The 26,123-nt window shown below is 33.1% G+C and carries 25 protein-coding genes and 3 tRNA genes; 4 read left to right on the top strand and 24 right to left on the bottom strand.

Translation table 11 applies throughout. The features are described 5' to 3' along the window. Window positions 1-80 precede the first annotated feature (80 nt). The 7 genes from BN349_RS07125 to BN349_RS07095 all read right to left on the bottom strand — a co-directional run bounded on the left by BN349_RS07125 (window position 81) and on the right by BN349_RS07095 (window position 7,050). Window positions 81-941, bottom strand: a complete 861-nt coding sequence (locus BN349_RS07125) for a DUF421 domain-containing protein (protein ID WP_019241596.1) — start codon at window positions 939-941, stop codon at window positions 81-83. A gap of 21 nt (window positions 942-962) precedes the next feature. After that, window positions 963-1,169, bottom strand: coding sequence for a DUF1657 domain-containing protein (locus tag BN349_RS07120; protein ID WP_019241595.1), 207 nt, complete (start codon window positions 1,167-1,169; stop codon window positions 963-965). 36 nt (window positions 1,170-1,205) lie between these two features. Further along, window positions 1,206-2,207, bottom strand: a complete 1,002-nt coding sequence (spoVAD, locus tag BN349_RS07115) for a stage V sporulation protein AD (RefSeq protein ID WP_019241594.1) — start codon at window positions 2,205-2,207, stop codon at window positions 1,206-1,208. A gap of 12 nt (window positions 2,208-2,219) precedes the next feature. Next, on the bottom strand, window positions 2,220-2,687 hold the full coding sequence (spoVAC, locus tag BN349_RS07110; RefSeq protein WP_026089216.1) for a stage V sporulation protein AC: 468 nt from the start codon (window positions 2,685-2,687) through the stop codon (window positions 2,220-2,222). 177 nt (window positions 2,688-2,864) lie between these two features. Then, window positions 2,865-3,068 (bottom strand): DUF1657 domain-containing protein, encoded by a 204-nt coding sequence (locus BN349_RS07105; protein WP_019241592.1) that lies wholly within the window; start codon window positions 3,066-3,068, stop codon window positions 2,865-2,867. A gap of 219 nt (window positions 3,069-3,287) precedes the next feature. Next, window positions 3,288-5,228, bottom strand: a complete 1,941-nt coding sequence (locus BN349_RS07100; protein ID WP_019241591.1) for an LTA synthase family protein — start codon at window positions 5,226-5,228, stop codon at window positions 3,288-3,290. Between the two features lie 220 nt (window positions 5,229-5,448). Further along, complete coding sequence (locus BN349_RS07095; protein ID WP_019241590.1) at window positions 5,449-7,050, bottom strand: FMN-binding glutamate synthase family protein; 1,602 nt, start codon at window positions 7,048-7,050, stop codon at window positions 5,449-5,451. Window positions 7,051-7,577: 527 nt separating this feature from the next. Here BN349_RS07095 and psiE point away from each other — a divergent pair. Further along, window positions 7,578-8,009 carry a phosphate-starvation-inducible protein PsiE gene (gene psiE / locus BN349_RS07090; RefSeq protein ID WP_019241589.1) on the top strand — a complete coding sequence of 144 codons (432 nt, stop codon included), beginning with the start codon at window positions 7,578-7,580 and terminating at the stop codon, window positions 8,007-8,009. 184 nt (window positions 8,010-8,193) lie between these two features. On the opposite strand, the gene BN349_RS07085 is transcribed toward psiE, so the two are convergent. The 3 genes from BN349_RS07085 to BN349_RS07075 form a co-directional block, all read right to left on the bottom strand. After that, entirely contained in the window at window positions 8,194-8,910 is a 717-nt protein-coding gene (locus BN349_RS07085) for a DsbA family oxidoreductase (protein WP_019241588.1), read from the bottom strand. Between the two features lie 103 nt (window positions 8,911-9,013). Then, a complete protein-coding gene (locus tag BN349_RS07080) occupies window positions 9,014-9,901 on the bottom strand; it encodes a glycoside hydrolase family 73 protein (protein WP_019241587.1) in 888 nt (295 codons plus the stop codon). A 676-nt stretch (window positions 9,902-10,577) separates the two neighbouring features. Next, window positions 10,578-10,889: a monooxygenase gene (locus BN349_RS07075; protein WP_019241586.1), complete on the bottom strand. Its 312-nt coding sequence runs from the start codon at window positions 10,887-10,889 to the stop codon at window positions 10,578-10,580. Window positions 10,890-11,029: 140 nt separating this feature from the next. On the opposite strand from BN349_RS07075, the gene hemH reads away from it, so the two are divergent. Next, window positions 11,030-11,986, top strand: coding sequence for a ferrochelatase (hemH, locus tag BN349_RS07070; protein ID WP_019241585.1), 957 nt, complete (start codon window positions 11,030-11,032; stop codon window positions 11,984-11,986). Between the two features lie 284 nt (window positions 11,987-12,270). Here hemH and BN349_RS07065 read toward each other — a convergent pair whose 3' ends face one another. The 10 genes from BN349_RS07065 to BN349_RS07015 form a co-directional block, all read right to left on the bottom strand. After that, a complete protein-coding gene (locus tag BN349_RS07065; protein ID WP_019241584.1) occupies window positions 12,271-12,840 on the bottom strand; it encodes a TetR/AcrR family transcriptional regulator in 570 nt (189 codons plus the stop codon). A 69-nt stretch (window positions 12,841-12,909) separates the two neighbouring features. After that, window positions 12,910-13,683, bottom strand: a complete 774-nt coding sequence (locus tag BN349_RS07060; protein ID WP_019241583.1) for an SDR family oxidoreductase — start codon at window positions 13,681-13,683, stop codon at window positions 12,910-12,912. A gap of 14 nt (window positions 13,684-13,697) precedes the next feature. Next, complete coding sequence (locus BN349_RS07055) at window positions 13,698-14,903, bottom strand: acyl-CoA dehydrogenase family protein (RefSeq protein WP_019241582.1); 1,206 nt, start codon at window positions 14,901-14,903, stop codon at window positions 13,698-13,700. 64 nt (window positions 14,904-14,967) lie between these two features. Beyond that, on the bottom strand, window positions 14,968-15,699 hold the full coding sequence (locus BN349_RS07050; protein WP_019241581.1) for a 2-phosphosulfolactate phosphatase: 732 nt from the start codon (window positions 15,697-15,699) through the stop codon (window positions 14,968-14,970). 22 nt (window positions 15,700-15,721) lie between these two features. Further along, entirely contained in the window at window positions 15,722-16,786 is a 1,065-nt protein-coding gene (locus BN349_RS07045; protein WP_019241580.1) for a phosphotransferase family protein, read from the bottom strand. A gap of 709 nt (window positions 16,787-17,495) precedes the next feature. After that, window positions 17,496-18,962 carry a nicotinate phosphoribosyltransferase gene (locus BN349_RS07035; RefSeq protein WP_019241578.1) on the bottom strand — a complete coding sequence of 489 codons (1,467 nt, stop codon included), beginning with the start codon at window positions 18,960-18,962 and terminating at the stop codon, window positions 17,496-17,498. Window positions 18,963-19,123: 161 nt separating this feature from the next. Continuing rightward, the gene (locus BN349_RS07030) at window positions 19,124-19,741 is read right to left on the bottom strand and encodes a protein kinase domain-containing protein (protein ID WP_019241577.1); all 618 of its coding nucleotides are present in this window, start codon (window positions 19,739-19,741) and stop codon (window positions 19,124-19,126) included. A gap of 311 nt (window positions 19,742-20,052) precedes the next feature. Then, window positions 20,053-21,354 carry a D-arabinono-1,4-lactone oxidase gene (locus tag BN349_RS07025; protein WP_019241576.1) on the bottom strand — a complete coding sequence of 434 codons (1,302 nt, stop codon included), beginning with the start codon at window positions 21,352-21,354 and terminating at the stop codon, window positions 20,053-20,055. Next, complete coding sequence (locus BN349_RS07020) at window positions 21,342-22,502, bottom strand: alanine racemase (protein WP_034293828.1); 1,161 nt, start codon at window positions 22,500-22,502, stop codon at window positions 21,342-21,344. The genes BN349_RS07025 and BN349_RS07020 overlap by 13 nt, the downstream gene beginning before the upstream one ends. Before the next feature lie 334 nt (window positions 22,503-22,836). Beyond that, on the bottom strand, window positions 22,837-23,274 hold the full coding sequence (locus tag BN349_RS07015; protein WP_019241574.1) for a peptidylprolyl isomerase: 438 nt from the start codon (window positions 23,272-23,274) through the stop codon (window positions 22,837-22,839). 229 nt (window positions 23,275-23,503) lie between these two features. On the opposite strand from BN349_RS07015, the gene BN349_RS07010 reads away from it, so the two are divergent. Both BN349_RS07010 and BN349_RS07005 read left to right on the top strand, forming a co-directional pair. Then, the gene (locus BN349_RS07010) at window positions 23,504-23,929 is read left to right on the top strand and encodes a MarR family winged helix-turn-helix transcriptional regulator (protein WP_019241573.1); all 426 of its coding nucleotides are present in this window, start codon (window positions 23,504-23,506) and stop codon (window positions 23,927-23,929) included. Window positions 23,930-23,949: 20 nt separating this feature from the next. After that, entirely contained in the window at window positions 23,950-25,152 is a 1,203-nt protein-coding gene (locus BN349_RS07005; protein ID WP_019241572.1) for an MFS transporter, read from the top strand. Window positions 25,153-25,248: 96 nt separating this feature from the next. Here the strand turns inward: BN349_RS07005 and BN349_RS07000 are convergent. From BN349_RS07000 to BN349_RS06985, 4 genes are all read right to left on the bottom strand, one after another. Continuing rightward, window positions 25,249-25,322, bottom strand: a tRNA-Gly gene (locus tag BN349_RS07000). Window positions 25,323-25,338: 16 nt separating this feature from the next. After that, window positions 25,339-25,415: transfer RNA gene (locus BN349_RS06995), tRNA-Arg, on the bottom strand. 7 nt (window positions 25,416-25,422) lie between these two features. Next, window positions 25,423-25,511, bottom strand: a tRNA-Leu gene (locus BN349_RS06990). A 298-nt stretch (window positions 25,512-25,809) separates the two neighbouring features. Then, window positions 25,810-26,123: ISL3 family transposase (locus BN349_RS06985; RefSeq protein ID WP_019241571.1), on the bottom strand; the 314-nt coding region annotated here is incomplete at its 5' end.

Below are 26,123 nucleotides of genomic sequence, written 5' to 3'. Positions count from 1 at the left end.
TTCCGCTGATTATATCATTTTTTTTATTCTTTTCAAAAGTCTTTATTATTTTTAAATTATCTTAAAATAATAAATAATCACTAATCTTTTAATATATGAACGACTTGATCAATTGCTTTTTGGAGTTTTTGACTATTCCTCGTATACATCTTTTTAGCTTGTTCATTATCCGTACTTAAAGCAAACAATTCTAAATCAGCCTGACATTTTTTCATGGTTGCATATAATAAAGGTCTTTCTTGTGGCGAGGGAACCTTTATTTTATCATCAAATAAATCGACTGTTACCTCCCCATAAGAATTAACTTGCCCCAAAAAAACATTGTCAATTGTTACACCTAACTTATCCAATTCAGTTTTTAACCAATGACGACTTCTCCCTAAAGTTGCTAGTGGTTCATCCAAAATCTTCCCATCCATTATAACGGTTTGTGGCTCTTTTTCATTAGCAACCTTCATATGTAAGTCTTTTGCAGTGATTGGTCTGTATTCTTTTTTCAACATGACACTTAAATCTCCGGCTGCCTCTAAAGCGGCATATTCTACTTCGCCTATATCAAAAACGTCTTTGTTCCTTAGCATTTCAGAAAACTCATCAATGGTCATTTTTTCTTTCTTTAAATTATCTTCCAAAATCTTTCCGTCTTTTATGAAAACCGTTCCTTTTCCATCTACTAAATCTCTAAACTTTTTACTTTTTAATGATATTAGTCCAGCTATAAATGGGATTGCCGCTGTCACGACCATAGCTAAAATACCTAAAGGGATGCTTTGGTCAAGTCCGGTTACGACTTCTGCCCCAATATTTCCTATCGTTATGCCTGTTACATACTCAAAAAAGGAAAGTTGTGTTATTTGTTTCTTCCCTAATATCTTGGTAATAATCAACAACACTACTAGAAACAATATAGCCCTAAATACGACATCTAACCAATCGGGCACTATAATCACCCTCCTTACGGTTTAAAACCCTTTATATTGAATTTCTTCACGTTCCAATTCGCCTACTCGATTTTTAATATCTTCTACTACTTCCGTAACAGTTAACATACTTTCATGTAAATCTCTTGCCGCTTGTTCATCTTGCGTTTTTATAGCTAAACTAGAAAGTGAAGCAATAATTCCATTTAGGTTCGCTAAACATTGTTTCACATCAGATGCTATGGTCATGTTACCAACTCCTTATAGACATATTCTCGATGTTTCTCACATCTCAATTGATACCGCATGCGCAATACATGGAATTGTTTCATTTTGTTGAAATGATAACGGAGATAATAAAGCACCCGTTGCGGCAACTAAGATCTTATTAAGTTCTCCTTTTCTCATTTGATTTAGTAAATGGCCATAAACAACTGTTGCAGAACATCCTGCTCCACTAGCGCCCGCTAATACAGGTTGATCATCACGATAAATCATCATGCCACAATCCTTAAAACTATTATCAAATATTGGTGTACCATGTTTTTTGAATAATTCTAAAGCAATTTCATGTCCAATTTGGCCGAGATCTCCCGTGACGATTAAATCATAATAACTCGGGTCAACATTTCTTTCATGTAAATGGGCTTCAATTGTATCGACTGCTGCTGGTGCCATCGCTCCACCCATATTTAAAGGATCCGTCATTCCCATATCTACCACTTTTCCTATTGTTGCAGATGTTACTTTTGGTCCTTCACCATCATTACTTAAAACAGCTACTCCTGCTCCCGTAACAGTCCATTGTGCAGTTGGAGGTTTTTGTGCTCCATAATCATTTGGATATCGAAACTGCTTTTCAACTGCCGTATTATGACTAGAAGCCCCCGTTAAAATATATTTTGCTCCATTCGTATTTACGATATATGAACCTAATGCGAGACCTTCCATAGAGGTTGAACAAGCTCCAAATAAGCCGAAATACGGAAATCCAAAAGTTCTACATGCAAAGCTTGTTGGTGTGATTTGATTGATTAAATCTCCTCCAAGAAAAAATTCAATTTGTTCCTTCTGAAGACTTGCTTTTTCCATAGCTTTTTGACAAGCTTCCTCTAATAAAACTCGATGTGCTTTTTCATATGAATCTTGCTGTAACCACAAATCGGAATGAAGCAAATCAAAATCATCAGCTAATAAACCTTCTCCTTCAAACGGGCCTCCTACAGTACCAGTTGAGATAATAACGGGTTTATTTTCAAAAACCCACGTTCTATAACCCTTCTGCATGAAAACTTCACCTCACTTCATTATCAAATACTTTAATAAGGCCACTATAAAAGCGGAAAATACACCAAACAAGACAACAGACCCAGCTAATTTAAAAAGGTTGCCTCCAACACCTAATACAAAACCTTCTTTACGATGCTCAATAGCTGCTGATATTACAGCATTACCAAATCCTGTCACCGGCACAGCCGTACCAGCTCCACCAAATTGAGCAAGTCGATCATACACACCAAAGCCTGTTAGCAACATAGAAAGGAAAACCATTGACCCTACTGTGGGATTTCCAGCAGTCTGTTCTGTGAAATTAAAATAATACATATAAAACAATTCAAATCCTTGTCCTATTAAACAAATGAACCCACCCATTAAAAATGCTCGTAAACAGTTTTTTAAAATAGGTCTCTTAATTTCAATTTGTTTTTGGAGTATTTGATACTCTTGCTGTACTGGTGTTAAATTTTTCTTCTTACTATTGGACAATTCCTTCACACTCCAATATGTTGTACATTCAATATAGTATTTCGAAAAAGGTGTATTCATCCTAACACCTATAATCTTTTTTATTAAAGTCAGTTTAAATAACCAAACATCAGTATTTTCAAAAAGGAATAAAGGAAATAGGCTGGTAGCAATAACCAACCTATTTCCTCAAACTTTTTATTGTCTATATTGAGGCTCTTCTTCTTCCATTTGTTGAACACGTGGACTAAGCGTATCAACAATCGCTTGAGTTTGTTGTGCCGCATTTTGATAAAGTTGTTTTGCTTGTTGGTTATCGGTACTTAAAGCAAAAGTTTCAAAACTAGCCTGAGCACTTTTTAATTCAGCAAGTGTAGTCTTTACGTTATTAATAACGGTCATAAATGACGCCTCCTTCAAATGTTAACTACTCTGTTAGTATGAATGCTTTTACTTTAATTTATAATTACCATTTTTAGTTATAAATAAGGGGGTTCTTACAAATGAAGTGTCTACATAATAGCAGAAAGATTGAAGTTTGCTTAAAAAAAGCCATAATTAAAAAGCTGTGTCAAAAAAGGTGAATGCCTTTTTGACACAGCTTGCTTTGAATGAACGTATTTATTTTTCTGTTTCTTTAACAGTCTTACCATTACCTGTTGGATAAAAATATTTTGTTCTATCGATTTTTTTCAGACCGTCAGGCGTATAGAATCGTAATAAATCTCCATACATTACCTGGTCAGATAAATCTAACTCTTTTTGAACCTTGTCTTTTGCTGCTTTTATTTCATCATTTGATTCAATCGTCATTCCGGTAGCTGAATCATAGTACAAACCATTTATACTTGTATATTTCTCTGAAATAAAGTCTCCATTTCGAAAAGCCACTACGCCATCATGATTTTTGGAAAATAAATCTGTACCAAATTGGATATAAGATTTACTATCAATACCAACAAGATGAAGCAGTGTAGGTAACACGTCAATCTCTCCACCATAAGTATGATTAATACCACCTACTACACCAGGAACATGAATCATCAACGGAACTCTTTGAAGTTGTGCATTTTCGTATGGGGTAATTTCTTTATCAATGATTTCTTCCATAGCAGCATTATGATTTTCAGAAATTCCATAATGATCCCCATAAATAAGAACAATGGAATTATCGTATAGTCCATTTTGTTTTAATTGTGTAAAAAATTGTTGTAACGCTTCATCTAAATAATGAGCCGTTTGAAAATAACGATCGACTACACCGTCACCTGTTTCAGCTTTTGGAAAATCAATATCCTCCTCATCTAATACGAAAGGAAAATGATTCGTTAATGTCATTAAATGCGCATAGAAAGGCTGTGGTAAACTTTTCAACATTGGAATGGATTCCTCAAAAAACGGTTTGTCTTTAAGTCCGTAATTTATAGCATTACCTTCAGACATATCGTAATAGCTAGCATCAAAAAACTTATCTACACCAAAGCTTTTGTATATTTCATCACGATTCCAAAACGTTTTATAGTCACCGTGTAAAACAGCACTTGTATAATTTCCTTTTTGATTTAAGATTGCTTGAGCTGATTGATACGTATTTAATCCTTTTAAGGAATAAGCAGATCCTTGCGGTAATCCATATAAGGATGTATCTAACATCAATTCAGCATCAGAAGTCTTTCCTTGTCCAGTCTGATGAAAGAAATTATCAAAATACGTTACTTGCTTACCATTTACTAGACTATTTAAAAATGGTGTAACTTCTTGACCATTTAATTTATAGTTTATTAAAAATGATTGAAAGGATTCTAAATGAATTTTGATAATGTTCATACCTTTTGCTTTTCCAAACATTTCTTTATTTGGTTCAGCATAATGTTCATCTGTATATTCTTTCACCTTATCTGTATCAGGAGCACTAGCAAGTGCACGTTGGCCTGACGATTTAACTGCTTGAATACCATCATAAACACTATAGTTATAAACACCTAAGTATTTAACGATATACGTACGATCAAATGTTCTTGAAAGTAACTGTGGTCGATCAACTTCTGCAAGACCAATATTTATCATAAGAACAATAACACCTAGAATGAATATAAAACCTGATTTTTTACGCGATACTCTTTCATTTGACCAAGATTTGAAGCTCCATTTAAGAACTCCCATAAGAAAGATAAAGTCAACCCAATAAAAGATATCATGCCAATGCATACTTCCTGTAATACTTCCACCCATATTGCCAAGATTAGATGTTTGAAAGATAGTTGGCCATGTAAAGAAATCATTGAAAAAACGATAATACAAAATATTTGTATATAAGAATAAGCTTAATACAAAATAAGCAATCATTATATATATTCCAGTACGCTTAGAGCGACTTATCAATAATATTAAACCAAAAACGATAATAGCTGAACTAATAGGATTCATCATTAATAAAAACGATTGTAGTGCATTTTTAATGCCAAGGTTAAATTCAACTTGATATGAAATATATGTTTTGACCGTAAATAGAATGATTGTAAGCCAAAAGAATATCATTTTCTTTGATAGCTTATGAGTCATACTGTAAAGCGCCCCCTCTTAACAAAACAGTTGCAAATGAAACTGTGCATTACTTGACCTTATCCTTGCACTTTAATGTCTTAAAGGATTAGATAAAGTTCATGGTATCATTTTACTCTCGTATGATTTGGTTGGCAAATATTTATGTTAAAATTCTAAATTATAATAATTTTTTACTAGAAAAAAACCATAATATATAAACTGAGATGGATGTATTCAATTATACTTTTTGTAGAACGCGATCATGAGATTGTGTAATTTCCTCCAATGAAAAGACTCTGCCATATTCATCCTTATATGCTATATGCTTTTGCTCAAACTTTGTTGGGCTATTAATACCCGCTGCAGCAGCTAAATTATATAAGCCTTCTCTAAGAGAAACAACATAATTACATACTCGGTAATGCTTTTCTTCTATATCTAAACCATTTTGCAGCTTACGATCAGTAGTAGCAACACCAACCGGGCATTCATTTGTATGACATTTCCCCGCCATAATACATCCCACACTAAACATAAATCCTCTTGCAATATTTACTAAATCAGCTCCCATAGCTAAAGCAATAGCTATTCTATCAGGTGTAATTAATTTTCCAGAAGCAATGATTTTTACCCGATCTCGAATGCCATACTGTTTAAGCATACTATCTAAAATAGGTAAAGCTGCATGTAGAGGCAATCCAACAGCATCTGCTAATTCTTGAACAGTTGCGCCCGTACCTCCTTCTCCTCCGTCAACTGTAATAAAATCTGGACCTGTTCCGCTTACTTTCATATAGTTAATCATATTTTCCAATGCTTCCATATCACCAACTACTATTTTTATCCCTATTGGTTTACCACCAACAGTTCTTAATTTTTCTATAAACTCAAATAATGATGGAACGTCGCTGAATTCTGGAAAACGATTTGGACTATCTATTGTTTTTCCAACTGCAACTAAACGAATGGCTGCAATTTCCTCCGTAACCTTTTCTGCCTCAACATGGCCTCCTCTTGCTTTAGCACCTTGTGCTAACTTAATTTCAAAAGCTTTTATTTGTTCTATTTGACTTTTCTTTTGAAATTCTTCCCATGAAAATTCTCCATTTAATTTTCGAACCCCAAAAAATCCAGGTCCTATTTGCATAATAATATCGGCTTTACCTTGTAAATGATAGGGCGAGATGCCTCCTTCACCTGTGTTCATCCACGTTCCTCCAGCTAAATGTAAACCTTTAGAAAGAGCTGAAATCGCATGATCACCAAGTGCTCCAAAGCTCATACCTGATTGTCCAATCAACCCCTTTGTTACGAAAGGTGTTTTGCATGTATACTCACCTATTACAATTGCATCATTATCCTTCAAATAATAAGGATCTATGACTTTTTCTTCTTGATGCTCCTTACGTAAAAATAGACCTTCATTATCAATTTTATAAATGCGTGTGTTGATTTTTTGTGATTGATCTACAGCCATTTCTTCCTTTAATTTAGGAAAAAGGGTATTTTTTATATAGAAACCGCTCTCATTGAAATTTCTTAGAGAACCAAATCCAACAAGTCGTTCTTTGTACTTTCCCGCCTTTACAACATCTTGATAATCCTTTCTAGAAAAAGGCTTTCCATCCGTATCATTATTAATTAAATACTGTCTAATCTCTGGACCAATTTGTTCAGTAGAATATCTAATTTTACCGAGAACAGGAAAATTTCTTAATATAGAATGCTGTTTTTGATTATGATCACGTATGTACAAATAAATAAAAATAAAAATAGGCATTAAAAAGAAAAAAGCAATAAAAATCCATAAAGCAATAACTAAATAATCAGTAAAACCCATATAAATCCCTCCAAACACTGCTGTTATTTTTCGCAAATGGCAAATATTACTATTTTCCATAAAATAGTTTTCCAACAAAATAATACCCTTTTTTAAAATCATACAAACATTTTAGTCGCATTGCTACGGCTTTTCTTTATATATATTATAAATGTTATAATAGTTCGAAATTTCTTCATTTTTTAACAAAATCTTAACTAGTCTATCGTGCGATACATCGTTATAATTATTTTATTAAGAAAATAATTATAATTTTAGATAGCTGTTTTCGAATAATTTGTTGCTGAATAATCATATAGGCTGTGTTGCATTCCACGCTTCGGGATACTCGCTTTCCTCTTGGCGGGCGGTACTCCTGGAGAAGTCTCGCACCTTATGTTCCAATCGACCTTTTGACGCTGATTTTATTCACCGAACATATCCATAACAACGTAAATGATTGACTGAGGCCATTTTCCTTTAAGTATCACGGAAAGTTTCTATCTACTAAGAAAAGCATCCTATCAAAACTAAAAAAGGAGAAATAAATGAAACTATCATTTAGTAATATCAAGACAAAATGTAAAATAGATAAATTGCTACAATACATTTTGAATACAGCTTTAATAGTACTAGCCATTACTTTATCCGTATTACTTTTCAAAGAGCTCTTTCTATTTATTCAACATGCATTTTTTAGCGAAGTTATCGAAGGGCAATACGCCTTATTTGAACGCATACTTACATTTTTTCTTTATTTTGAATTTATAGCGATGATCGTTAAATATTTCCAAGAGGAATACCATTTCCCTATTCGTTATTTCCTTTATATTGGAATCACTGCCATGATTCGTCTTGTCATCGTAGAGCATTATGATCCCTTTGATACACTACTATATACTTGTGCGATTTTAGTATTAATTATCAGTTATTTTATTTTCAACTCAGCTATGATTATGAAAAAGAAAAGTAAACTATAAAATTAAGCATATATAATACTAAGAAACTTATTACATAAGAAAAGGGGCCTGTGAGCAGTGATAAAATATCACTTTTCACATGCCCCAAAGCTTTATAGGGTTTACCTTAGTATGTGTATGTTGTTACTTACAAAAATAAACTGATTTTGCACACTTTTTCTAATAGATGTAATATTAGTATGGTTTAAAACTTACAAGAACCTTCTGAGCATCCATCATTATTACTGTTATTGTTAGTACCTAATACTTGAATTGGTTTTTGCTCACTTTCTTCTTCCCATACCTTTTCTAGCACTTGTAAAAACACTTCACTTGTTTGAGCTCCTGAAACGGCATATTTTTGATTAAACACAAAAAATGGTACACCTTGGACGCCAATACTTCTTGCTTCATTTTGATTGTTCTGAACCTCTTCACTATATGTGCCTTCTTCAAGAATTTTCAAAGACTCTTGTTCATCTAAGCCTATTTCAGCTGCTAGTTTAACAAGTACATGATAATCACTAATATTTAAGGAATCTGTAAAATAAGCATGCAGTATTCTTTCAATCATTTCATACATTTTCCCATGTTTATTTGCATAATGACTTAATCGATGAGCAGCAAAAGTATTTGTAAGAATCATAGTATCAAAATGATAATCTAAGCCTAATTCCTTTGCCTGAGCAGCAATTTGTTTCGTGAATCCTTTCGCTTGCTCATAAGAAACGCCTTGTTTTTCAGATAGAACAGTATAAATATCTTTATCGATTTCTTTTGGTGAATAGGGATCAAGCTGATAGCTTTTAAATGAAACCGTTACTTTATCCTTATGATTAAATGATTGTAATGCAGATTCAAAACGACGCTTTCCCATGTAACAAAACGGACATGCAAAATCCGACCATATTTCAACGTTCATATTTCCCCCTCCAATTTATAGGTATTATATGACATTATATATGGTCGTTTATGCATTTACAAAAAAATTGATTAGGAAGTTCATTAATCGTTTATGTTTTACACTAGTTGTATTTCTCATAAACTTGACTATCAATTAATTGCAACTGGTATTGTTTGATTAATTGAACTAAAAGTTCGCTATAAATTTTTTCTCCTTTTTCATTCTCTGCAGTACTATAATTTGCATTATGTAATGACATAGCCTGCTCTAAATACGTTTTTGATTCAAATAAACCATGTTTTTTATACCTTGGATTATCCATTAAAAAAACACCATGGTCATTAATTGAATCTGTTATAGAATCATATACTCTAAACTCTGCTTTGATTTCTTTATCATAAAATTCATTCGTATTTAGACTTGCTGTTTCACCATTCCAATTATGTCCTTTTATCCCGAAAAGATTTTTATATTCGACTGCAAGCTTAGAGCGTCCCCAATCTGATTCGAGTATAGCTTGAGCAATAGTAATGGAAGGTAGAATTCCTGTTTTCTCAAAGTTTGTTTTGGCGGCATTCTCAATACTGGCAATAAACTTTTTGTGAATACTATCTTCTGACATTCTACTAGTAAAAACGCCTTTTTTATCAAAATACGTTTTATATAACTCTACTGTTTTTAACTGTTTATTTGAAAAATGAAGTGAATTTGTCACATCATCTAGTGATTTAACAATATATTTATCGTCTTGTTTTTCAATGAAAAGATTCACAGTCTTTTCGATGCTATCAGTTGATACATCCATTAAGTCATGTTCTGCTGCTATAACTGAAGCGACATTTTTCCAATTTACTTGAGCTTTTCCTTTGCTTTTTTCATCTACGGTAGTTGAAATGTACTTCATTGTTTCTATTGAAATATTGATCTTATTCTCATTTTCAAAAATATTCCATGCAACGATTAGTACTAATATGATAGTAATTGGCCATATTATTTTATACTTTTTCATGTTCTCACTCCCTATCAGACTACAATTCATATTTTCTTTTTTGTGAGAATATGATTCTTTTATTATATATTTGCTTAAAATTTTTATAATACATCAAAATCTATTGTATATTCTTCCACTCCGGGAGGTAGTTTATATTATTCTTTACTTACATTAGATAGATAGCTATACCAATAATGAATTAACCATATATCGCTTCATTAATCATATCTCCTATTTTTTAAGATTTTCTTAAGGTTATTTTATAATTTCCTTAACTTGTAGAATTTCTGCTACAACCCTATAGTACCGAGTTTTTGTTACAATAGTTTAACAAACATATAAAAATCCTTTTCCTTATAAATTTCATGAGTGATCCATCTGTAAAATGAGCGTATGTTACAGATGGATTCCCATTCAAAATATGTGCTTAAAATAATAGTCATATGTTTTTCATCATCAGCAATTAAAATATTCAATATGTTACATCCCTTTGATCCTTGTATCTTAAATATAAAAAATAAATATCACAGCAATGTTACATAGCGTTTAGTATATTTAGATTACTATCTCCTTATACATTGATTATCATGCTTTAGAAAGACTTTAATAATTTTGCTTCTCCCCAATCTCAATTCATTTAGAATAAATGTAAGCAAAAAGCAATCCATTCAACAAAGAATAGATTGCTTTTTGCTTAGTGTTCTATATGAAATTTTGTTGTTTTAGATAGTGGTTCATTAATTTCAAATATTTTGCCACGTAAATTTGTAATACCAAACGATTCTAGACGAGCTGTGTGCTCTTTCAAATATGCCTTGGCACTTTCTTGATCTGTAAATAAATAAATGCCTCCCGCTTCTTTTGTGTCGGAATTTTCAGTCCATATTTTCCAGATTAAACCTGGTGCTTTAGCTAAATGTTTAGATAGTTCAGCATAAGCCTCAGTCATTTCTTGACCAAAAGGTCCTTCTACTGGAAAATCAATTTGTAATATAATTTGTGACATATATGATTTCCCCCTATTCATGATGCTATAATATCATTGTACAATATTGACAACTTTAATTATATTTTGAAGACTTAAGATTAAGTCTCACATCTATTTGAGAAGTTTATTAAATACCGTATTTAATGAAGGAGCACAAAATGGAAAAGACAGCAATTTTACTAGTTAATTTGGGAACACCCGATACACCTGAGCCTGCATCTGTAAAATCTTATTTAAAAGAATTTTTAAGTGATCCACGAGTAATCGACCTACCTAGAATACAATGGTTACCCATTCTTCACGGAATTATATTACGAGTTAGACCTAAAAAGTCCGCGAAGTTGTATCAATCTATATGGACGGAACAAGGGTCACCTCTTTTATTGAATAGCCAAAAACAACAAGATGCACTTCAAAAAAGATTTAATTCTAAAAATATTCATGTTGGCTTAGCTATGACTTACGGCAATCCATCTATTGCATCTGAAGTAGAAAGACTTCATAAAATGGGAATCAAAAAATTAATCGTTTTACCATTATTCCCTCAGTATTCTTCTACTACTACTGCATCTGTTTGGGATCGTGTTGTTTGTTCTTTAAGTAAATCGAGAGATATACCAGAACTAATATTTGTTCGTGATTATCCAGATCATCCATTTTTTGTGAAGTTTTTAACAAATCGTATTCAAACTAGCATTGATATACAAGGTAATCCTGATTGTCTAGTCTTGTCTTATCACGGGATTCCACTTAGATACGCAGAAACAGGAGATGATTATCCTTCAAGATGTAGAAAAACAACAGATGCGATACAACAGCATTTTCCAAATTTACATATAATAGAAAGCTTTCAATCAAAATTCGGTAAAGAGCCCTGGGTTGAGCCTTCAACAAGCGACACATTAATACAGCTAGCGAAAGAAGGGTATAGGAACATCATGATTATGGCACCTTCCTTTACAGCAGATTGTCTTGAAACGTTAGAAGAATTAGAAGTAGAGAATAAAGAGTTATTTTTAGATGCTGGTGGACAATCTTATCATTATATACCAGCCGCTAATGATGATCCGTTATTTATCGATGCACTAGAAGATATTGCGATGTCATACGTATAAATGGACAACTGCTAAATTATCCAGCCAATTCATACATGGTTATATAAAAAGGTTTCTAAAAATGTTGTTTTTTAAAAAAATTCGGTGAAAAAATATACTGTAAAAGGTCGATCGGAGCGTGAGGTGAGACCAAACGAGTACCAAGGAAAGCGACCTTCCTGGAAAAGAATTCAACACAACCCAATATTCGCAACTTATTCATATGCAACAAAGTAAACGAAAACAACATAATAAAAAGAGTCTATATAGCAGTTTGTTACACTATTTAGACTCTTTTTTAACGATTAATTATCATTAGTAATCCCATTTAAAATCATATCGACAAAAATATCGGTTATTGACTCTTCAGACATTCTACCATCTGGCTTAAACCAATAATACGTCCAATTAGCAATACCTAGTATTCCAAATGTCAACATTTCTGCATCAAGGCTTTCTTTAAATTCACCATTATTGATTCCTTGATTTATGAGAGTTTGATAGTTTTTACGGAATTGGTTTCTTTTTACTTTTATTTCTTTTAACTGAGAGTCCTCAATATTTCTCATATCACGAAAGAAAATACGAGCACTTCCTCTTTCATTTTTGATACTTTTAATCTCTATAAGGACGAGCTGATAAAGTTTTTCCTTACTATCCAAGGATGGATTATCTAACACAACTTGCTGTTGTTCAAGTTGTGTTTCTATATAAGACATGCAAATATCACCTAAGATTTCTTGCTTACTATTATAATAGTAATAGAAGGCACCTTTAGTGACACCAATTTGTTTTGTAATATCTTGAATGGATGTTTCTTTATATCCTTTTTCACCAAATAGATCGATACATGCCTCTAATATTTTGTCTTTCATACGTTATTCCTCACATTTGGATCAATTTTCCTCTTATTATATCATATTAAAGAAAAATATTTTCTTTGATTACATCGCTGTCATACCACCATCTACAGATAAAATTGTACCGGTAACATAATCAGAAGCAGCAGATGCTAAAAAGAGCGCAGCTCCTTTTAAGTCATTCTCGTTGCCAAATCTTTTTAAAGCTGTTCCTTCAAGAATTTTATCTCCACCTTTTTGTATCAACACCTTTGACATCTTTGAAGGGAAGAACCCAGGAGCAATAGCATTTACATTGACACCCCGTGGACCCCACTTCACTGCTAAGTCTTTTGTAAATGCAACAACAGCACCTTTACTTGCTGTATATCCAATTGTATCCATTAATTTAGGATCAGAGCCTTTTATACCTGCTACAGAAGCAATATTAATTATTTTTCCAGATTGCTGTTCAAGCATGACATTTCCAACAGCTTTCGACATTAAAAATGTTCCAGTAGCATTTACATTCATGACTTTTTCCCAAGCTACTAATGGCATTTCCTCAGCTGGCGCTCCCCATGAAGCTCCACTATTGTTTACCAATATATCAATTCTACCAAAGTGTTCTAATGTTTTGTTTACAACCTCTTTTACATCAACTGGTTCTGTTACATCACATTTTAATGCTAAAGCTTCAATTCCTCGATCATTTAATTCCTTAGCAACTTCCATACAAGCTTCCATAGATCTGGAACAAAGAACAACCTTCGCCCCGGCTTCCCCTAACCCTTCAGCAATTTGTTGCCCTAATCCACGACCGCCACCGGTAATAATAGCTACTTTATCTGTTAAATCAAATAACTGCTTCACATTCATTTGAATTCCTCCATTTATTGATATTTTTGTAGTTCATATTTTGCAACCGCTCGGCGATGAACTTCATCTGGCCCATCTGCTAAACGTAAAGTTCGTACATTGGCCCAGCTTGATGCTAAAGAATAATCATCACTTACTCCAGCTGCACCTAGCGCTTGTATAGCACGATCGATAATTTTTAATGCCATTGATGGTGCTACTACTTTGATCATAGCAATTTCCGATTTCGCATGCTTGTTACCAACAGTATCCATCATATAAGCTGCTTTAAGAGTTAATAGTCTAGCTTGTTCGATTTCGATTCGTGCATCTGCTATCCATTCTTGAATAACGCCTTGCTGCGATAATTTTTTCCCGAAAGCTGTTCGATCTTGGACTCTAGTACAAAGATCCTTTAATGCTCTTTCTGCAGCACCAATAGCTCTCATACAATGATGAATACGCCCAGGTCCTAGTCTTCCTTGTGCAATAGCAAAACCTTTGCCTTCACCCCAGATGATATTTGAAGCCGGTACTCTAACATTTTTATATTCTATTTCTGCATGTCCATGTGGAGCATGATCATAACCAAATACAGGTAATGCTCTTTTAATGGTTACACCAGATGTATCCAAAGGCACCAAGATCATAGATTGTTGTTCATATTTATTAGCATTTGGATCATTTTTCCCCATTACAATAGCAATTTTACAACGAGGATCATTTCCACCTGAAGACCACCATTTAGTACCGTTAATCACATATTCATCTCCTTCACGGACGATACTCGTTTGTATGTTTGTAGCATCTGATGAAGCAACATCAGGTTCGGTCATTGAGAAACATGATCGAATTTCACCATTTAATAGTGGTTTTAACCATTGCTCTTTTTGTTCTCTTGTACCGTAGCGAACGATTACTTCCATATTTCCTGTATCTGGAGCATTACAATTAAATACCTCTGGAGCAATGATGGATTGTCCCATTATTTCACATAGTGGTGCGTACTCTACATTAGTTAAGCCCGCTCCATATTCACTTTCTGGTAAAAATAAATTCCATAGACCAGCATCTTTTGCTTTTTGTTTCAGTTCTTCCATAATTGGAGGAACACTAGCAAAGCGATTGGCTGGATCAATTTGCTCTTCATACACTTTTTCATTTGGAAAAATATATTGTTCCATAAAAGTATTGAGCTTAGCTTGAAGTTCCTTCACTTTATCAGAATAATCAAAATTCATTATTTGTACATCCCCTTGTATTTGTTATTATCAAAAACTATAGTAACCTTACCCATAAAATAATTTATTCTGCAATAATACTTTTTTCTTTTGATAAAGAAGCGACAATTGGTAATACTCCCTTATTCACAACATGTTTTATTTCTTGATCAAAATGAAGATGCTCTAACATTCTACCAACTCGACTTGATTTTACGATCATTTCCGCCTTATCAGACGTATTTTGAAAGAAAAGTAGAGCAGCACGTGCTGAGTCTGAAAGCTCGAATTTTAATGGATTATTTTGAATGAGACAATCTAAAAAATAGCCTGCCCCATAAAAATCTTCGATGCAAAAATGATTAGAGGAACCTGAGCACACAATGACAATCGTTTCATCTATGTGTGTTTTGTGAATATGGTCTGCTATTGCTTTCCCGTTTAAAAGCGAACAGATATACACTTTTTTAGCTGAGGAACAGTTATTAATAGCAACCGTTCCATTTGTTGTAGAAAGAATCATAGTTTTATCTTCTAATAAATCAACCAATTGTAATGGATTTGGATCTAGAAATCCTTCAATTGTTGTACCTTCATATTCTCCAACAAGTAAAAAACTACTCAAATCTCTTCCTTTAGCCTTTTGTTTCGCATCTCTTTCATTTAATACTGGGATTACTTCTTTCGCACCATAATACAGTGCTGTTACAATCGTTGATGTGGCAAGTAACACATCAAACACAACAGCAATCTTATTATCTTCCATCTTTTTTTGATCAATTTCTTCTTTTTTTAGGAGAAGATGTACTTTTGTCATAAAATTCTCCCTTCACGATATCTTAAAATGGCTTGACTGAAATATCATTTGCATGTTGAATGATACTATTAATTGTTACGTCTAACTTTGAAAATCTCGGATCATTCGTTTGACCTTTTTTATAACGATAATAGATTTGCTGACAAATCACTGCTAGTTTAAAATAGGCAAAAGTTAAATAATAATGAACCTGACTTACATCACGACCACTTTTTAGACTATATTTGTGAATAAATTCATCTCTTGTAAAAAAACCATTCATAGTAGTTACAGAAGGTTTACCTAATCCGTATTTGATTAAATCCGGATCATCACTTTCCGTCCAATAACTTAAGGCAGCACCTAAATCTGCTAGTGGATCACCAACAGTAGACATTTCCCAATCAAATAAACCTATCATTTCACTTAAATCTTCAGAAAACATCGCATTATTTAATTTGTAATCATAGTGGATAATAGTTGGTGCTAACGATGTAGGTAAATGATTAGAAAGCCAATTTTGTAAGTCTGCGATACCTTTAATCTCATCTGTTTTTGAACGTTCATATCTTGAAATCCAACCATTCACCTGACGTTCCATGAAACCTATAGGTTGGCTCATATCTCCTAGCTTAGTGGATTGATAGTCTATGTTGTGAAGTTGTACAAGATGATCAACCATATGTTCTGAAATAGATTGATTTATTTCTTTTGTTGGATGAATATTCAAAGGAAAGTCTGTATCTAAAACAATCCCTTTTTTTCTTTCCATAACAAAAAAATGACTTCCTACAATTTTCTCATCCTCACAATATAAATACGGTTTTGGGGCAATCTTAAAATAAGGATAAAGCTCAGTTAGAAATTCAAATTCTCTTTTCATATCATGCGCTTTTGGCGCAATAGGTCCATGTGGTGGTCTTCTTAACACTGCTTCCCAGTTACCAATCTTTAAACAATAGGTTAGATTGGAGTGTCCTGCTCCGAATTGCTCAATCTGTAATTCATCGTCTGGTAAATCAACGATTTCTTTCCGTAAAAAATGTTCTAATACATCAATTTCTAGTTCTTCCCCATGTCTGACTGGTTTTGTATCACTATTTTGCATTCATCTCTCTCCCTATCCCATTTGATTTCTAACTAAACGGTTAGTATGTTGACGGTAAAAAAATAGCAGTAACACATATTTCAATTTAACCAACCATACTGTTAAACAAAAACACCCACGTATTACTATTTTTATACATTTTCGACAATACTTAGCAAACTCCTTCTTTTTTTATAAAATATTTTTTAAAAATACGTTAATTATTTTTGTATATTGCTAATAAGACAGCAGAGGATATTATTTCGAATATGGAAGCTAAATTATTTGGCGAAGGATAAGCAATCTTCATTTAATCGAATAGAAAGAATAGTACATACATATTAATAAGGCTTCTTAAATAACATTATTTAATCAACATCTTCCAAATTTAAAACTACTTTTACTCCGATAATAGATAAATGAAAGGATATATCATTGCTTCCTACAATAACTGAATTAACTGGCTTTGGTTTCAAACCCCATCCCCACATTTTTACAAATTTTTTCTTTAGCTACAGTAAATTGTGCAAGCGATATTCATACATTCAGTTGATGGAAGCGAAGAGTGGCGACTCCTGTGGGAAAAGCGGGATAGTCGAGACCTTGGAATGAGCGAAGCGAAGGAAGCGGCTCGTCCCTGCTCGCGGAACTCAACGAGCTTCTATAATACTTCAAAAAAACACCGTTAAATCATAATAGATCTAACGGTGTTTTTTAATTATTTGTACTATCATTTATTCAGCTTATTCTTTATCGTTTCTTTTACTTCAGCGATATGTTTCATTTTATTATCCCAGCATGCTTGACTTAAATCAACTGGATACTCTTCTGCATGTAAAGTACGTTTATACTCATCCCATAAGTAGTTTAAATTATCTTTAACAAACGCTTGAATTTCCTTCAAATCAGGACATTGATAAACAAGATTTCCATTTTCAAATATTGTATGATGGAGCTCTCTCGCTTCAAAATTTGTTACATATTTACTGATAAACGTGTGTACTGGATGGAACATTTTTAAAAACGTTTCATCTTGAGGATTTTCATTTTCTAACGTAATATAGTCGCCTTCTGATTTTTGATCATCTATGTTTATGATACGGAACACTCTTTTAAGACCAGGAGTGGATACTTTTTCTGGATTACCACTAATCTTAATTGTATCTAACATTTCCCCTGTTTCAGATTCAATGGAAACCATTTTATAAACAGCTCCTAAAGCTGGTTGATCGTAAGCAGTAATAAGTTTCGTACCAATTCCCCATGTATCAATTCTAGCTCCTTGTGCCTTTAACTGATGAATAGTTAATTCATCTAAATCATTAGAAGCAATAATTTTAGCATTTGGAAAACCTGCTTCATCTAACATTTTTCGAGCTTTCTTAGAAAGATAAGCTAAATCTCCACTATCTAAACGAATTCCTAAGAAATTAATTTTATCGCCTAGTTCTTTGGCAACTTTAATTGCATTAGGGACACCTGATTTTAGCGTGTCATATGTATCAACTAAAAATACACAATCTTTATGACGACGGGCATATTTATGAAAAGCAGTATATTCATCACGATATGCTTGGATAAGTGAATGTGCATGTGTACCTGATACTGGAATTCCAAATAGTTTTCCAGCTCTAACATTAGATGTAGCTTCAAATCCTCCAATAAATGCAGCTCGAGTTCCCCAAATAGCAGCATCAAACTCTTGAGCTCTTCTAGTACCAAATTCCATCGCCACATCGTCACCAATGACCTGTTTAATTCTTGAAGCTTTCGTAGCAATTAATGTTTGATAGTTCACAATGTTTAATATAGCCGTTTCAATTATTTGAGCTTCTGCTAATGGAGCTTCAACTCGAATTAACGGTTCATTCCCGAATACTAATTCTCCTTCTCTCATTGACCGAACTGTTCCCGTAAAAGTCATATCCTTTAAATAATCTAAAAAATCTTCCTGATATCCCAGCTCTCTTAAATAATCAATATCCGTTTTTGAAAAACGAAAATTCGTTAAATAATCGATCACTTTCTCAAGACCAGCAAATATGGCATAACCATTTTGAAACGGCATTTTTCGAAAGTATACTTCAAACACCGCTTTTCGATTATGCATATTATCTTCCCAATACGTTTCAGCCATGTTTATTTGATATAAATCTGTATGTAGGGCATAGCTGTCGTCAGCAAACTTCTGATTCATTAAATAATCCTCCAAAATTATGCATGTTCACATATGATATACATTTATTATGTTACAAACTTCTTATAAATTATAATATATTCTACATTTTTTCTGTAGTCTAACAAATTTTAAGTTTTTTAAGTAAAATACACTTTGTGAGTTTTTTGTGAAAAATAAGATTATTTTAACGAATCAGGTATCAGATTGTTTTTGTAAAGCGCCGCTATCATATTTAAGATAAATTGTGGGATTCGCTTCGGAAAGAAACGTTTATTATAATAACGAAAATAGGCAGTTCTGATATCATTCCATTGCTGACAATTCTTTTCTTGTTTAAATCTAGCTACATCTATAATTTTTACTTTGTTATCTGCTGTAATCAATATATTCCTTAAATGAATATCAGAAGGATTTAAACCAACCTGTACAGCTAAAGATAAGATATAATCAACATCCTGAATTTGTTCTTTACTAATCGTAATTCCTTTATTTAAGCAATCAAATAAAGTATGTCCATCCACATACTCCATAACAATATAATTTGGACCATATTCATAAACAGTTGGATAGTATGGTATATGAGCTAGTAATTGATAAATTTCTGCTTCTTCTTTTGCAATATTCATGAATCTAGGAGGAAATACTTTAATTACTTTGTTCGTATCTTTTATTCTAAATACACAAGCACTTCTACCACTTCCAATATGAATCAGGTCTTGATGATATTGTTTTACCTGGATTCTTCCATACGATTTGTTCTTAAACTTTACACTTTTTGAATATATATTACTTTTCAAGAATATACATCTCCCTATGTCTTAGACATACAATTTCTAATCTACTTAAAAACGCAAAAAAGACCTTACCAAACAAATGGTAAAGGTCTCGCAAACAACATTTTTGTGTTGCCAGCATAGCCGAGGATATACCTGTATTGACGACTAAACTGTTATAGCTACTCCCCTTTAAAAGGATAAAGGCTATATAAAATTATTAACAGAACATGAAATATTGATAATTCACTGTATATTATATATTATAAAATTTCTTTACATGTTGGTCAATGGATTTTATTTATGATTTTTAACAAAAAAAGGTCATACTGATTTCACGAGAACAAGCTACTCATATAAGGATTCATAAATAAATTGTTCGGATCTAATTCTTCTCGTTTTTCTCTAAACTCATTAAATTTTGGATATAGCTCCATTAATTCTTCTTTCGATTTATGATGCATTTTCCCCCAATGAGGTCTACCTTGATATTTCTGCATTATAGCTTCCATATCTCGGAAGTATGTCTCATAAGGCATACCTTTGTACATATGAAAAGCAATATAAAATGAATCTCTTTGATAAGAAGGGCTAAGCCAAATATCATCCGCTTTAACCGTTCTGCATTCTATAGGAAAATGCACTTTATATTTACGCTCTTCAATTGTAGCTCGAATTTCTTGTAAAGCATCCTTAGCGAATTCTAAAGGGATACAATACTCTATTTCTCTAAAGCGGACTAATCTTGGGGTTGCAAATAGTTGATGACTTTCTGCAATGACTTTTGTAGAAGAAACACCTACTGCCGAGAATTTACTAATATAAGAACTAGTCTTAGGTATTAGTCTACTTGTTTCTGACAGTACATAAAATAAATAGTTCTCTATTAGGAGATTTTTACAATTATGAATGGTTAATTTTTGTGGTTGTTGATCTGTAATATTCATCGTTTTAATTTGCACTAGATCTGAAAAAGGAAAGATATAGCATTCAAAATGTCGATTTTCATAAATATATCGTTCGAATCGAGTGTATAACTCCGAAAATTTCACCTTTTTACTTTCATATGCATAGACCGGACTTTTAATTATACGGAGCTTCACTCTTACTATAATTCCAAACATGCCTAAAGAGATCAACGATGCATTAAAAAGATCTGAATGGTTTTCTTCAGAAAATACCATGATTTCTCCCTGAGCATTTACAATCGTCAGTTCTAATACCTGAGAAGGAATATTTCCAAACTCAATTCCAGTACCATGTGTTCCAGTGGATATAGCTCCTGCAATGCTTTGAACATTAATATCCCCCAGATTCTCTTGAGAATATCCCTTTTTTGCAAGTTCACTTCCAATATTGAAAAGTCGCGTTCCTCCTAATACAGTTACTATCCCTTCCCTTTCATCAATGCTTTCTATACCACTTAATTTATCCAAAGAAATTAGGTAATCGTTTGTAGCAACTAGTTTCGTAAAGGAATGTCCTGCGCCGACCACACGTACATTTCGATTTTCTTTTGAAGCTTGTTTAACAATCGTACAGACATCTTCAATGGATTCTGGATAAAATGTAATATTTGGTGTACCGGTACTTGTATCTGCCCAATTTCTCCATTCTTGATTCGTTACAGAAAGCATACACCATTCCCCCTATATGTCTTAAAACGATCAATAACTGTTTGCTCAGAAAAAACGACGATCTCATTAAATCGTTCACATATTTCTCCTGACTTAGCTGCTCTAAATACAACTGCATCACCAATTTTTAACGTATGATTTTGGTAAAACACAGGTGTTTGAACTTCCCCTGCCCCTTCTAAAGGAAGTAACTTCCCTCCCCCCGGATAGATAGGCTGCGGTACTTTATCATTACCTGCTGGGCCCGAAGAAACATATCCTCCACCTAAGCAAGTAACAATATTCGCCGTGGGCTTACGCACAATTGGTAAAGCATAGAATAATGACGGGGAATATTTAAAATTATGATAATAATCAAACAATAATGGTGAATAGAATCCAGAACCAACCGTCACTTCTGTGATGAATTCTTCTTGACAAGTTGTCTCTAAACTTCCTGTACCACCACCGTTTACTATTTCTAAAGAAAAACCATCTTTTGTTAAAAAATCCACAACTGCACGTCTACGATTTTCAATTTTTTTTATAGATTTCTTTTTTAAATACGAAACTAGAGTGTTTTTCATAAATTGAGAAGGCATCTGATCCCCTACACCTGCAATCTGAGCTTCATAGCCCATAATACCTTTCAGACATAAATAATCGGAGTGTTTGATTTTCTGGGCCATTCTCACAACTTCATCAGCATTTTGAATAGGTGAACGTCTTACACCAAAATGTAAGCCAGCAAATTTTGTACTCATATCGACATCGATACATAGCTTAAATGATCCGTTTACTTTTTTGGCAATACGATCTAAATGTTCTAAATGATCGATACTATCCACCATCAAAACAATACTAGCACTGCTCTTTGCAATAAGAGACAAAGCCTCTTGGTCATAACAAGGATAGCCTAGTAAAATATCATCTATTCCTTGCTTTTCTAAAAAGATTGCTTCATGAGGGCTGAAACACATCACTCCTTGAAATATAGGATTGGAATGGAGTATTCTTTGAATCACAGATAGTGAACGTAATGATTTTGTTGCAATTCTAATCTTTTTACCATTTGCTTTAGCTGCAATTTGTTGACAATTATCATCAAACGCATCAATATCTAATAAAAGTGCAGGTAGAGAAAGCCCTTTCAAATTTTCTCTGGACAGCAAGTATTTCACCACATTTCGTAAATAATTGAACATAATATGTAAAAATAATTAAAAGTACATATTCTACAAAATTTTACATTTTCCTTTTTTTGTTTAAAATTGTTTCATTCATCAGATCAGGGATATCAAATGAATCTCTTTTTTTATTCTATAGTCCTTTATTCTCAATAAGAACATTACGAGTAGAAATTTAGCACTTAAATCGTATTTTTCTATCAAGTATATAAAATTTACCTACTTGGATGTGGATTTAGAGTAATTTTTTAAAGGTATATTTAACATCCATAAAAAAAGAAGTAGGCTCTAGTCCTACTTCTTTTTTACATGTAAATTATTCTTCCCAAACTTTAACTTCTTCCATAATTGTACCTTGTCTCATATTGTAAACTGGCTCAAGACTAGAAGTTACTTGACCAAATACTGTATGTACTCCATCTAAATGTGGTTGTGGATCGTGTACGATGAAGAATTGACTTCCACCTGTATCTTTACCTGCATGTGCCATTGATAAAGCACCTGAATTATGGATATGTGGATTTCCTTCTGTCTCACATTTAATTGTGTATCCAGGACCTCCAGTGCCATTTCCAATAGGGCATCCTCCTTGACTTACAAAACCAGGAATAACTCGGTGGAATTTTAGACCATTATAAAAACCCTCATTTGCTAGTTTCTCGAAGTTAGCAACTGTAATTGGAGCTTCTTGAGGGAACAAATCGAATTCAATTTTGTCACCAGTGTTTAATAAGATGTATCCTTTTTTAGACATGTAGGAATCTCTCCTTTATTATTATTCAGTTGAATTATTTATTTAGATAACACAACTCACATTAGTTTAACACATTTCTTCTTTTCCGACAAAGAAGACTATTTAAGAAAATCATATAATGTTCAATAATTCACGAAACAATATGATAGACTATCTTTTCACACTTCTATATAATTAGCTAGGTAACTAATTTAGTGACATTTTAACATATAATGGAAAGGAAGATCATATGTCACAATCTCATAAAGAACTAATCCATACTCTGAATCAAGCAGCCAGACAATTAGCTAAATCATTTAATGAACAATTCGTATCATCTGGTTTATTTATCGCTCAATGGACTGTACTTCGATATCTTCAAAACCATGGTCCTTCTACACAAATTCAAATGTGCAATTATTTAAAAGTGGAAGCACCATCTCTAACGCGCACATTAAATCGAATGGAAAAGCAAGGTTTAATTATACGCAAGGAAGGTATAGATCGACGAGCAAAAGAAATCCATTTAACACCTTTGGCTTTAGAAAAAATACCCGAATGGAAAGAACAAGTTGATGACTTTGAAAATCCAATTTTCGATACTTTAACAGCTGAAGAAATGGAAACAACCATCAAAGTATTAACAAAAATCGTTTCTGCTTTACAGAAACAATAGAAAAATTGGAGTTGAAATTAATGAACAAGGAAAAAATTTGGACGAAAGACTTCACTAGTCTATGCTTTAGTGCATTTTTTATATTTTTGCCCTTTTATGCTTTGCTAACGGCTTTGCCGTTTTTTGTTTTAGATGAACTTCACGGTGCTAAAGAATCAGTTGGATTAGTTATTTCTGCATTCTTGTTAGCAGCGGTATTAATCAGACCATTTGCTGGAAATTGGCTTGATTCCATTGGACGAAAAAAAATCTTAACTATTGCTCTTATTCTATTATTTATAGCTACAGCTTTATATTTAGTTGTTCATACTTATGGAGCTTTATTAATATTACGATTTGTACAAGGAATAGGATTCGGTTTAGCAACAACTGCGACTGGAGCTATTTCTGCCGATCTTGTTCCTGCGAGTAGACGTGGTGAAGGAATAGGTTATTATGGGATGTTTATGAGCTTAGCAATGGTATGTGGACCATATCTTGGCCTTACGATTATTCAAAAGTACTCTTTTACTTTATTATTTGCGATTTGTGTTGTGTGTGCCATATTCTCTTTTTTATTAGGTATCATTGTAAAAATTCCAAAATTCGAAACAAAGAAAGTTGAAAAACAAAAATCCTCTTTAAAACTTAGTAGCATATTTGAACTATCTGCTATTCCAATTTCCGTTGCCGCCATGGTTTTAGCTTTTTCTTATAGTTCAATTCTTTCATATGTTTCATTATTTGCTACTGAAATAGGATTAGCAGATATAGCTGGAATGTTTTTCGTTATATTCGCGATTGTCACTGTACTCTCCCGCCCATTTACTGGAAAATGGTTCGATTTATACGGAGATAGCAAAGTCATCTATCCTGCTCTTGTTCTATTTATGATTGGAATGGCTGCACTAAGCTTTACAAGCAATGCCTTTATTTATATGCTAGCTGCCGGTATTATCGGACTTGGTTATGGCGCAATTGTACCAAGTTTCCAAACCATCTCAATTCAATATGCAGCACATAACCGTCGTGGGATGGCAACAGCAACCTATTTCATCTTCTTTGATAGTGGAATTGGAATTGGAGCGTATTTAAATGGTATTCTATCTGCCAAATATAGCTATCAAACGATGTATATCATTTGTTCTGCAATGATATTGTTTACCATCCTTCTGTATTATGCTTTATATGATCGTCGTAAAAAGCATATACTTGAGCAAAGTATGAAACATGTTGAAGCTTAACTAATTAGCTATGAAAATAGAAAAAAGCAAATGACTTGTCTTAACTAAGTCATTTGTCTTTTTTTATTTGTATATCCATATGGAATTAAATTTAATTGGAGCGGATGAAGGGAATCGAACCCTCATCATCAGCTTGGAAGGCTGAGGTTTTACCACTAAACTACATCCGCATATATAAATATGTAATGGCGCGCCCGAAAGGAGTCGAACCCATAACCTTTTGATCCGTAGTCAAACGCTCTATCCAATTGAGCTACGGGCGCATTCTAATGGTGCCGAGGACCGGAATCGAACCGGTACGGTAGTCACCTACCGCAGGATTTTAAGTCCTGTGCGTCTGCCAGTTCCGCCACCCCGGCATTGGAACTGTTGTCCTTGCTAACAACAAAAATAATAATATCATCTCTTCTGTAGATATGCAATAGCTTCAATTAAATTTACAAAATTTAAATTTTTTATACCACCATCAGATGATTAATATTTTGAAATGTAGCATCTTTATCCTCTACACTTATTGATATATAGAACGAAAGAAGACTTATAAAGCGCTTAATATCAGCTTATTTTCAAAATAAAAATACACACAAAAACAACACACACATTCATCAAAAAAGGGTTCTTTTTCAAGTGTTGGGGTAGAGAACTTTTCTCTGCCCTTTACCCTATAGAATTGCCTATTGATTTATATTGGTGATGAAGCAGAATACAGGCTCTAAAACGCGAAAAATTTCTGAAGCCAAACGCATTTCTTTTCATTACTTTCGCTAAGTTATTTAACCCTTCTAAAAAACCATTTGAGTAATCAATGAAGAAGCGATTAAGGATTTCAGTCTCCCAGTTCCGGTATGTTTGAATGGTCTTTTTCATTTCTGAGATACCACTTCTCTCCACTTTCTCATAAAACTTATGTAAACCTATTTTAATTTCCTCCATTACTTCCGGACCACCCATTTTAGCTTCATAGAACCATT

Source organism: Bacillus sp. AP8 (assembly GCF_000321185.1).
In the GTDB taxonomy this organism is placed as follows: domain Bacteria; phylum Bacillota; class Bacilli; order Bacillales; family DSM-1321; genus Bacillus_AD; species Bacillus_AD massilioanorexius.
The sequence above is the reverse complement of the archived record's forward strand: the minus strand, read 5'-3'. Positions and strand labels throughout refer to the sequence as shown.